This is a genomic window from Exiguobacterium sp. s28 (assembly GCF_018618135.1).
Classification (GTDB): domain Bacteria; phylum Bacillota; class Bacilli; order Exiguobacteriales; family Exiguobacteriaceae; genus Exiguobacterium; species Exiguobacterium mexicanum_A.
This window is the reverse complement of the sequence record NZ_JACSLL010000008.1, coordinates 120091-129735: the sequence shown is the minus strand read 5'-3', so window position 1 is coordinate 129735 and position 9645 is coordinate 120091. Positions and strand designations below refer to the sequence as shown.

The following is a 9645-nucleotide window of genomic DNA, read 5'->3' as shown; positions in this document are numbered from 1 at the left end:
GGTTTGTCTAGGCAACAATTACGATACCGGGGTTTTCGCTTTTTTTCTATGTTCAATTCAAAATCTGATGGATTTTATGCGTCAACCACGCCTTATGGTGATGAGCCTCTTCTATACCATTTTCAGCTCTTCTAAAGATAGAATGCTTAACAAGACATGCAGGCATTGGCCATACTAAATTTCAATTTGCCTTGCCACTTGTCGCTCCCTGTTCATTCTAACAAGCATGCCCAAACATTAAAACAATCATTTGAATATATAATTGACAATCTAGCGAAATCTTTGTACACTTGCATTAATCAAACGTTTGTTTGAATGTATAACTATCAGAGGGTATCACTTCACACTAGGATATCCGTAAAGGAGATGAGGGTGCTGTTAACCACGATTTTTACCGCGGTTGCCGCTTATGTGGCGACCAGCATTGATTACGTCATTATTTTGCTGATCCTGTTTTCACAAACGATGAAAAAAGGCCAGTTAAAATCCATTGTCATCGGACAATACCTAGGAACAGCCATCTTGGTGGGCGTCAGCCTGTTGGCTGCGTACAGCCTGACGCTTGTGCCGTCCCACTGGGTGGGCTTGCTAGGGCTCATTCCGATTTACCTGGGCATCCGGGTCTGGAAGCGAGAAGAAGACGAGGACGACGAAGAGAATCTCCTGTCCCGTTTGTCTTCCGGAAACCCCAATCGCTTGTTTGTCACCATTACAGTCATTACCCTGGCGGCTGGCGGCGACAACATTGGCGTCTACATACCCTACTTTTCAACCTTGAATCCAAGTGAAACTGTGGTGATGCTGGTTGTCTTTGCCATCCTGGTCGCCGTCTTGTGTTACCTCAGTTACCGGTTGGCAGCCGTTAAAACGATTTCTGAAACGATAGAAAATTGGGAACGGTGGATTGTGCCGATTGTCTTCATCGGGCTCGGCATCTTGATTATGGCGGAGAATGGGACTTTCCGATTCCTTTGGGGATTGGTGAGTTGAAGTGATTCTTTGCACTCTTTGTTTTATATAGAAGAAAATCACTTACTTGAAAAAACGAATGAGTAAACAGAAGTGAGAAAAAGGAGTGAATGAAAATGGCAAAAGAGATTTGTGATGTGGTCTGTGTAGATGAAGAAAAGGTGGAACGAGTCCAGCAGCAACTGTCTGAACAAAATCCATTGGAAGTGGCGAAGATCTTCAAGGCGTTGTCGGACGATACGCGTATCAAGATCGCCTACGCCTTATCGCTGGAGGACAAACTGTGTGTGTGTGACGTTGCGAATATCATCGGTTCATCTACCGCAACCGCCTCCTACCACCTGCGACTACTGAATAATATGGGGTTGGCGAAATACAGCAAGGAAGGCAAGTTGGTCTACTACTCACTGGATGACGCGCATGTGAAACACTTGGTGCAAGTGGCCTTCATCCATCAGAAGGAGGTTGTTTCCGTTGGTTGAAAAAACGAAGGAAACAGAAGACAAAACGGTCTACCGGGTTGAGGGCTTTTCGTGTGCGAATTGCGCCGGGAAATTCGAGAAGAACGTCAAACAGATTCCCGGTGTCCAGGATGCCAAAGTGAACTTTGGGGCTTCGAAAATTGCGGTCTACGGCGAGGCGACGGTCGAGGAACTGGAAAAAGCCGGCGCTTTCGAGAATTTGAAGGTCGCACCGGAAAAACCGAAACGCCAGGCGGCTCCTGAAGTGACCGTCGAAGACAAAAATGTCTTCCGGGTCGAAGGCTTTACATGCGCGAACTGCGCCGGGAAGTTTGAGAACAACGTCAAGCAGATCCCCGGTGTCCAGGATGCCAAAGTGAACTTCGGGGCTTCAAAAATTTCCGTTTACGGGGCAGCGACCATCGACGAATTGGAGAAAGCCGGTGCGTTTGAAAACTTGAAGGTGGCGCCTGAAATTACAGGACGTCCAGCTATCACGAATACCGGAACCGAAAAAGCGCCAGCTCGAACAGAGAAGAAAGTGCCGTTCTACCAAAAGCACAGCACCTTGCTCTACTCCACCCTCTTGATCGTGTTCGGCTACATTTCCCAGTTCGTCAATGGCGAAGACAACCTGATGACGTCGCTCCTGTTTGTGGCGGCGATTGTCATTGGCGGGTACTCGCTCTTCAAAGTCGGCTTCCAGAACCTGATTCGCCTGGATTTCGACATGAAAACCCTCATGACCGTTGCCGTCATCGGGGCGGCTTTTATCGGCGAATGGGCGGAAGCGTCTATCGTGGTCATCCTCTTTGCGATCAGTGAAGCACTGGAACGCTATTCCATGGACCGTGCCCGCCAATCCATCCGTTCGTTGATGGACATTGCCCCGAAAGAAGCACTCGTCCGGCGGAATGGCCAGGAACAGCTGATTTCGGTGGACGACATTGTGGTGGGCGACACCATGATTGTCAGACCCGGACAGAAGATTGCCATGGACGGCACGGTGACCAACGGCTATTCGGCGGTCAATCAGGCGGCGATCACCGGGGAATCCGTGCCGGTCGCCAAAACGGTGAACGATGACGTCTTCGCGGGCACGCTGAATGAAGAAGGCTTGCTCGAAGTCAAAGTCACGAAGTTGGTTGAAGACACAACCATTGCGAAAATCATCCACCTGGTTGAGGAAGCACAAGGCGAACGGGCTCCTTCGCAGGCGTTTGTCGATAAATTTGCCAAATATTATACACCGATTATCATGGTCGTTGCTGCGCTTGTAGCCATCGTTCCTCCCCTTCTGTTTGATGCCAGCTGGGAAACCTGGGTCTACCAAGGATTGGCTGTGCTAGTCGTAGGATGCCCGTGTGCTTTGGTCATTTCGACTCCGATTTCGATTGTATCTGCTATCGGGAACGCAGCGAAAAAAGGCGTTTTGGTAAAAGGCGGCGTGTATTTGGAAGAAATGGGCGCGCTGAAAGCCATCGCGTTTGACAAGACCGGCACCTTGACCAAAGGGGTTCCGGTTGTCACGGACTTTGAAGTGCTGAACAAGGGAATCAGTGAAAAAGAGCTGCTTTCTATCGTCACAGCACTGGAGTACCGCTCACAGCATCCCCTTGCTTCGGCCATCATGAAAAAAGCGGATGCAGAAAATATTTCTTATTCTTCGGTCTTGGTCGAGGACTTCTCATCCATTACCGGCAAAGGGATCAAAGGAACCGTCGAAGGAACCACGTACTATATCGGCAGCCCGATCCTCTTCAACGAGCTGGGCGCCGCAAGTGCGGATAAGAACTTGGAACAAAATGTCACAGCTCTTCAAAATCAGGGCAAGACGGCCATGATCATCGGAACGGAACAAAACATCCTGGCGGTCATCGCCGTGGCCGATGAAGTCCGGGACTCCAGCAAGGAAGTCATCCAGAAGCTGCACGACATGGGCATCAAGAAGACGATCATGCTGACGGGTGACAACAAAGGGACCGGTCAGGCCATCGGCCAGCAGGTCGGCGTCACCGAAATCCAGGCAGAACTGATGCCGGAGGACAAGTTGAATTTCATCAAACACTTAAGATCTGAATACGGCAACGTAGCGATGGTCGGAGACGGCGTGAACGATGCTCCGGCACTCGCTGCTTCTACTGTCGGAATTGCCATGGGCGGTGCCGGAACCGATACCGCTATGGAGACCGCTGATGTGGTCTTGATGGGTGACGACTTGAGCAAACTGCCCTTCACGGTGAAGTTAAGCCGGAAATCCCTGAATATCATCAAAGCGAACATTACGTTCGCCATCGGCATCAAATTGATTGCGCTGCTGTTGGTCATTCCGGGCTGGCTGACCCTTTGGATCGCCATCATGTCCGATATGGGCGCTACCCTTCTGGTTGCGCTAAACAGCTTACGGCTGATGCGCGTGAAAGAGTAACGAAAAGAGCTTTCCTATCCAATGGAAAGCTCTTTTCTGAAATACATAGTAATTGTTCACATGTATTAAACATTCTCTTTTAATCTTTTAGATAAAGGGTATGGAGCATTAAGAGAGGCGCTTTTGTCGTTAAGTAGCATATTGTTCCAGAAAGTCCTCTGCTTGTGAAGTAAAGGTCAGTAGAAATTATGATTTTCTTCAATTATTTAATACCGAAAGAGGAAACGGAAATGACAAACGAAGCAAAACAGGAACTTGATTTATTGGTGATAGGAGCCGGATCAGGCGGCTATGTGGCGGCCATACGCGCGGCACAGTTAGGGAGAAAAGTGGTATTGGTGGATAAGGCCGAATTAGGCGGAGTTTGCCTGAACCGCGGGTGCATCCCTTCCAAGGCGCTGATCAGTGCTTCTGAACGAGTGAAACATATCCAGCACGCCGGGTCCATGGGCATCAAGGTTTCTGGAGAAGTGGAAGTGGATATGCCGGAAGTTGTGAAATGGAAAGACGGCATTGTGAACAAACTCACGAGTGGGGTCCAGACCTTGCTGAAAGGCAATGGTGTGGAAGTCATTAGCGGGGAAGCTTACCTGACGGAATCCCATCAGGTAAAAGTCAAAACTGCAGACGGAGAACAGCTTTATACCTACAAAGATTTGATTCTGGCAATCGGTTCCCTGCCGACCGAACTGAAAAGCCTGCCGTTCGATCAAGAACGGATTCTCTCGTCAACAGAAGCTTTGACACTTCAGGAAGTGCCGAAACATCTCGTGGTGGTTGGCGGCGGGTATATCGGATTGGAACTCGGAACAGCCTATGCGAAATTCGGGGCCAAAGTGACCATCCTGGAAGGAACGGATACCATTCTTCCGGGAACGGACTCTGCACTGACGAATGTGGTTAAACGTCACTTAAAAGATTTGGGTATCACGGTCATCACCAAAGCCATGGTCCAAGGCGGTGAAAATACAGGTGAAGAAGTCAATGTCCGGTTCCAAGTGAATGGCAAAGAAGAAACCGTTACCGGCGATTACTGCTTGGTTTCGATCGGGAGAAAACCGAACACCGGAAACATCGGCTTAGAAAATATTGGTGTGGAACTGGATCAACGCGGGTTTATCAAGATAAATAACCAATGTCGAACCACGGTTGATCACGTGTACGCGATCGGCGATTGTGCAGGCGGTGACCTTCTGGCCCACAAAGCGAGTTATGAAGGTAAGATTGCAGCAGAGGTGTCAAGCGGACAAAAAAGCGTGATTGATTTTCAAGCGATGCCGTTTGTTATCTTCAGCGATCCGGAAGTTGCGTATACCGGATTAACCGAAAAAGCGGCAAAAGAACAGGGCTATGAGACGGTTTCCAGTCGCTTTCCGTTCCAAGCGAATGGCCGCGCCTTATCTATTTCCGATGCGGATGGCTTTGTACAGATTGTGGCCGAGAAAGAGACAAAAAGAGTGTTGGGCGTCCAGATGGTCGGACCGGAAGTGTCGTCTCTTATTGCCGAGGCTGTGTTTGCCATTGAGACCGGAGCGACTGCCGAAGACCTCAGCCTGACGATTCACGCCCATCCTACGTTGCCGGAGCCATTGATGGAAGCTGCGGAAGGTGTCATGGGACACCCAATTCATATGCTGAGCAAAAAATAATGGAAGAAACCGCAGACCAATTGCCTTGGCAAAAAGTAGCTGATGAAGCTCCGACTTTAATTCTGTCGGTTTCAAGTGTTGTTTGAAAGGTTTTTATAAAAGGATTCGAACGCGAATGGATTAATAGAAAGTACATGGTTAACCGTACACCTTTTCTTTTGAAGACAGGGATTCCAGGGAGGCTTTCAAAGATTCAAACCCGTCCCCCTTTCTTCAAAGGAAATGACTTTAACTTTTTTGGAGCTGATGGTTTTGTCTTTAGTGATCGTATCTGCAATTGGTGCCTTTATTGTCACCAATATTGATGACATTTTTATTTTGATGCTGCTGTTTTCCGAAGCGAAAACAGCGAAGGGAAGCACGGCCAATACGCCATCTTCCATCCGGCCACGTGATATCGTCATCGGTCAATACTTGGGCTTTTCCCTGCTGGTTTTACTCAGCGTGCTGGGGACATTCGGTGTTATTCTGATTCCGGATCAATGGGTCGGGTTGCTTGGATTAATCCCTATTTATTTGGGAATCAAATTGTTCCTGAATGGGGATGACGAAGATGAAGGGGCCATCCTCTCTACATTGAACTCCGGAAAGTTCAGCAAACTCTATTTGAGTGTTGCTTTTATCACATTCGCTAATGGCGGCGACAATATCGGGATTTATGTTCCCTATTTCTCCACCTTAAACATGAACGAATTGTTGGTTACCGTGCTCATTTTCTTAATCATGGTCAGCGTCTGGTGCTTCGCCGGATACCGGCTCGCATCCTTTAGATATGTCTCCGAAACCTTGGAGAAATTCGGGAAATGGATCATTCCGATTGTGTTTATTGGGCTGGGAATTTACATCATGATTGAAAATGAAACTTTTTCTGCCATCTTGGACTTTATTAGTTTGTGATGATGGGTTGAATGGAAAATTGTATAGCGCTTACCTAGAAACTAAACCCGATAGCCCTCCTTTTAATTAGATACAGTCTAGCAAAACAGCGGTCATCTTTTATGTGTCCGCTGTTTTTATAAAACTTCACTCCCAAGGTGGTAAACAGAAGAAAGGAGCCAGAGGCTCCCTGCTGAAAAGTAAAGGGCATAAATTTTCTGCTTTTCAGAGGGACAACCGCTACCGCATGAGAAAAATCAAAACAGCCACTCTATGAATTATTCACGCTTCGTAATAAGCATTACGTCTTCGCCCTTACTAAAAAAGCAGGCTCGAAGAAGGGATGAGGTATTCATGAGTAAAGAAAAGAAAAAAGCGTATATACCGGCCCTCAAATATCACTGGCTGACACGTTTTTACGATCCTTTGATGGAGTGGGGCATGCGAGAAAAAAAGATGAAAATGAAATTGATTCATCAAGCCTCCCTCCAACCTGGCGAACGGGTAATGGATTTGGCTTGCGGCACGGGGACACTCGCCCTTTTACTTCAGCAGTCGCAACCCGGTGTGCAAGTGATTGGCGTCGACGCCGATCCGGAAATCTTAGCAATCGCAAAAGAAAAAGTGAAAGAACGTCCAGTCGATTCTATCCTTTTTGAGGAAGGCTTTTCTGATCAACTCTCCTTTTCTAGCAACCTATTCCACCATGTCTTCACCAGTTTATTTATTCACCATTTGACGCTGGAGAAGAAGAAGGAAACCTTTGAGGAAGTTCGCCGGGTACTCAAATCGGGCGACCAGTTCCATCTCCTTGATTTTGAGAAGCCGCAAAACGGATGGATGCGCGCTGTATTTCTCCCTGTCCAATTCCTAGACGGATTTGAAACCACTTCCCCGCATGTTAAAGGCATTATTCGGGTTTTGTTAAAGGAAACTGGATTTTCAGCAATTGAAGAAACGGGTCAATTCGTGACAATTGTCGGTACAATACGGATATATAAATCATTTAAGCCGTAAATTGATTATCCGGCATCTCAATTCGCCCTATATTTGTAATTTTGTATGTCCATTCTCCTTTCGATAGTAAAACATTCATTTGATTATTATATCGTGTTATAATCTGAAGGAATAATTATTGAGGAGGATATCCCTTGTACTATGTCATTGCGCTCATCGTTTTGGTCATTGATCAGTTATGGAAATCGGCGATTATTAAATGGTTAGAAATAGGACAAAGCATCCCTCTATGGGAGGGTGTGTTTCACATTACCTCTCTACGAAACAGTGGTGCAGCATTTGGAATTCTGCAAGGCCAACGCTGGTTTTTTATCATCGTAACGCTGCTTGTTGTAGTGGGTATCGTTTATTATTTACAAACGGAAGGAAAGAAAAATAAGGGAATTTCTTTTGCATTGTCCCTTTTATTCGGTGGCGCTTTAGGGAACTTCTATGATCGATTGCTGAGAGGGGAAGTTGTAGACAGTCTTGATTTTCGCTTCATTGATTTTCCGATTTTTAATTTAGCTGATGTTTTCATTTTTTCTGGTGTCGTCCTGTTGGCATGGCATACATGGCGCGATGCAAACCCTGATGAGCAAAAGGAAACAAAAATACTCGAAGCAGATTGATTCTTTCTCTCTTTTTGAAAGGAAGAGGCTGTCCGGAACGCCCATAAGAGGGGGCTGAACTGAGCCCTGTTTTACGGACAGTTTAATAAAAAGTGCCTCGAATCCTATGCGGCGATCAGATGGCTCCGGTATTGCTCCGGGGTCATCTTTTTTAGGTTCCATTGTTTGCGTTCGCTGTTGTAATAGGCGATGTAGGAGTCGACCATCGAACGAACCTCGCTGAGGTCCAGTGCCGATCGATGCTCGACATGATCTTTCAGATGTCCAAAGAAGGACTCGATTGGTGCGTTGTCGAGACAGTTCCCACGACGTGACATGGATTGGACCAACCCCAGTTCGCGAATCCGCGATTGATAGGCGGGATGGGTATAGTGGAACCCTTGGTCCGAATGAATCATCGCCTCAGGATGTAAGTTCCCGTCGAGGTGCTCTTCGAGCTTCCTCGTCGTCTGAAGGACGAGGTCCATGTGAAGGCTCGTCGACAGATGGTGCGCCACGATTTCACGTGTCGCGACGTCCTTCACACAGGAGAGATAGACGTTCTGCCCCTTTCGAGTAGGGAGATAGGTGATGTCCGTCACGAAAACCTTTCCTGGCTCGTCCTGGTCGAACTGACGGTTCAGATGATTCGGGACCGTCCTGTGCTCCTGTGTCGCCTTGGCGAGCTTGCGATATGCGTTCTTCGTGCGGATTTTTGTGACGATCCCGTATTTCCGCATCAGCCGAAGGATGCGTTTATGGTTCATGGGTGATCCGATGAGGTCGAGCACTTCCATATAGAGCCCGCGATACCCGATTTTCCCGTGCCGACGATCGTGGAGCTGCTTCAGGAGAAGATAGTCCGCGTAGTCGCGCTCTTCCCGGAGGGAGTCCTTTTCCGCACGCTTGAGCCAGGCATAGTAGCCGCTTCGGCTCACACCCGCGATTTCGCAGAGTGTACGGACGAGGTTCTTCAGACGGAACGTCCGGATGACGGTGTTGATGACATGATATCGCTCCGTCGGTGTCAGTTGGTTCGCTTCGCCCGCCCCTCGAGCTCCTCGAGCTTTTTAGCAGTTCGTTCTCCGCCGTCAGATATTTGATGCGCGCCTCGGCCTTGGCGAGTCGTCGTTCGAGCGAGTCATCCTGCTTCGGACGCCCGCCGCCTGCGTTCGATTTCCCGCGACGTTCGGTCAACAGTCCCTCTGTGCCATAGGTTTGATAGGTTTTGCGCCAGCGTTCCAAGGCAGACTTCGCCTTCACACGCCCGATCACCGTCAGGTCGAAACCGGCCTCTTCGAAGATTTGGGAAGGACCCTTCCCTTCCTGATTCTCAAGGACGGCCCGAACCTTGAAGTCGCCCGTGTACTGGATCGACCGGTCCGAGACAGACGCTACGTTCGGATTTAACTCAAGCTGCCTGATCTGATGTTCGTTGAAGATGATTTTACTCATGGATGCGTTCCCCCGTTTGTATGAATAGGTTCATTATATCGATTCGACCGCACGCAAAAAAACCTGAATGAGCACTTTTTATCAAGTGTCTATCATTCAGGGTTCAGTTCAACTTGAACTAAAAAGGGGTTCTCCTTATGCGACTTCAAGAATGGATCCAGCAATATCACAGTACAGAGATACTACGCTTTGATCACCTT

General features: G+C 48.1%; 8 protein-coding genes. 7 read left to right on the top strand and 1 reads right to left on the bottom strand.

Annotation, left to right across the window (positions count from 1 at the left end):
• Positions 1–375 precede the first annotated feature (375 nt).
• The 7 genes from KNP78_RS10180 (at position 376) to lspA (ending at position 8011) form a co-directional block, all read left to right on the top strand.
• Positions 376–990: a CadD family cadmium resistance transporter gene (locus tag KNP78_RS10180; RefSeq protein WP_029595498.1), complete on the top strand. Its 615-nt coding sequence runs from the start codon at positions 376–378 to the stop codon at positions 988–990.
• A 95-nt stretch (positions 991–1085) separates the two neighbouring features.
• Positions 1086–1451 (top strand): ArsR/SmtB family transcription factor, encoded by a 366-nt coding sequence (locus KNP78_RS10175; RefSeq protein WP_029595499.1) that lies wholly within the window; start codon positions 1086–1088, stop codon positions 1449–1451.
• Positions 1444–3858 carry a heavy metal translocating P-type ATPase gene (locus KNP78_RS10170; protein ID WP_214824036.1) on the top strand — a complete coding sequence of 805 codons (2415 nt, stop codon included), beginning with the start codon at positions 1444–1446 and terminating at the stop codon, positions 3856–3858. Before KNP78_RS10175 ends, KNP78_RS10170 begins: the two co-directional genes overlap by 8 nt.
• A gap of 230 nt (positions 3859–4088) precedes the next feature.
• The gene (gene lpdA / locus KNP78_RS10165) at positions 4089–5507 is read left to right on the top strand and encodes a dihydrolipoyl dehydrogenase (RefSeq protein ID WP_214824034.1); all 1419 of its coding nucleotides are present in this window, start codon (positions 4089–4091) and stop codon (positions 5505–5507) included.
• Between the two features lie 246 nt (positions 5508–5753).
• Complete coding sequence (locus tag KNP78_RS10160; RefSeq protein ID WP_214824045.1) at positions 5754–6404, top strand: CadD family cadmium resistance transporter; 651 nt, start codon at positions 5754–5756, stop codon at positions 6402–6404.
• Positions 6405–6737: 333 nt separating this feature from the next.
• The gene (locus tag KNP78_RS10155) at positions 6738–7400 is read left to right on the top strand and encodes a class I SAM-dependent methyltransferase (RefSeq protein WP_214824031.1); all 663 of its coding nucleotides are present in this window, start codon (positions 6738–6740) and stop codon (positions 7398–7400) included.
• 134 nt (positions 7401–7534) lie between these two features.
• On the top strand, positions 7535–8011 hold the full coding sequence (gene lspA, locus KNP78_RS10150) for a signal peptidase II (RefSeq protein WP_214824029.1): 477 nt from the start codon (positions 7535–7537) through the stop codon (positions 8009–8011).
• A 104-nt stretch (positions 8012–8115) separates the two neighbouring features.
• Here lspA and KNP78_RS10145 read toward each other — a convergent pair.
• Positions 8116–9445 (bottom strand): IS3 family transposase gene (locus tag KNP78_RS10145; protein WP_371819213.1). Its coding sequence is split into 2 segments (ribosomal slippage): positions 8116–9034 and positions 9033–9445, totalling 1332 coding nucleotides; the frame shifts between segments, so codons are not numbered across the junction.
• Positions 9446–9645 lie beyond the last annotated feature (200 nt).

Coding starts and splice junctions, on each gene's coding strand:
- KNP78_RS10175 (WP_029595499.1), top strand. CDS start 1,086: ATGGCAAAAGAGATTTGTGATGTGGTCTGTGTAGATGAAGAAAAGGTG.
- KNP78_RS10155 (WP_214824031.1), top strand. CDS start 6,738: ATGAGTAAAGAAAAGAAAAAAGCGTATATACCGGCCCTCAAATATCAC.
- lpdA (WP_214824034.1), top strand. CDS start 4,089: ATGACAAACGAAGCAAAACAGGAACTTGATTTATTGGTGATAGGAGCC.
- KNP78_RS10160 (WP_214824045.1), top strand. CDS start 5,754: ATGGTTTTGTCTTTAGTGATCGTATCTGCAATTGGTGCCTTTATTGTC.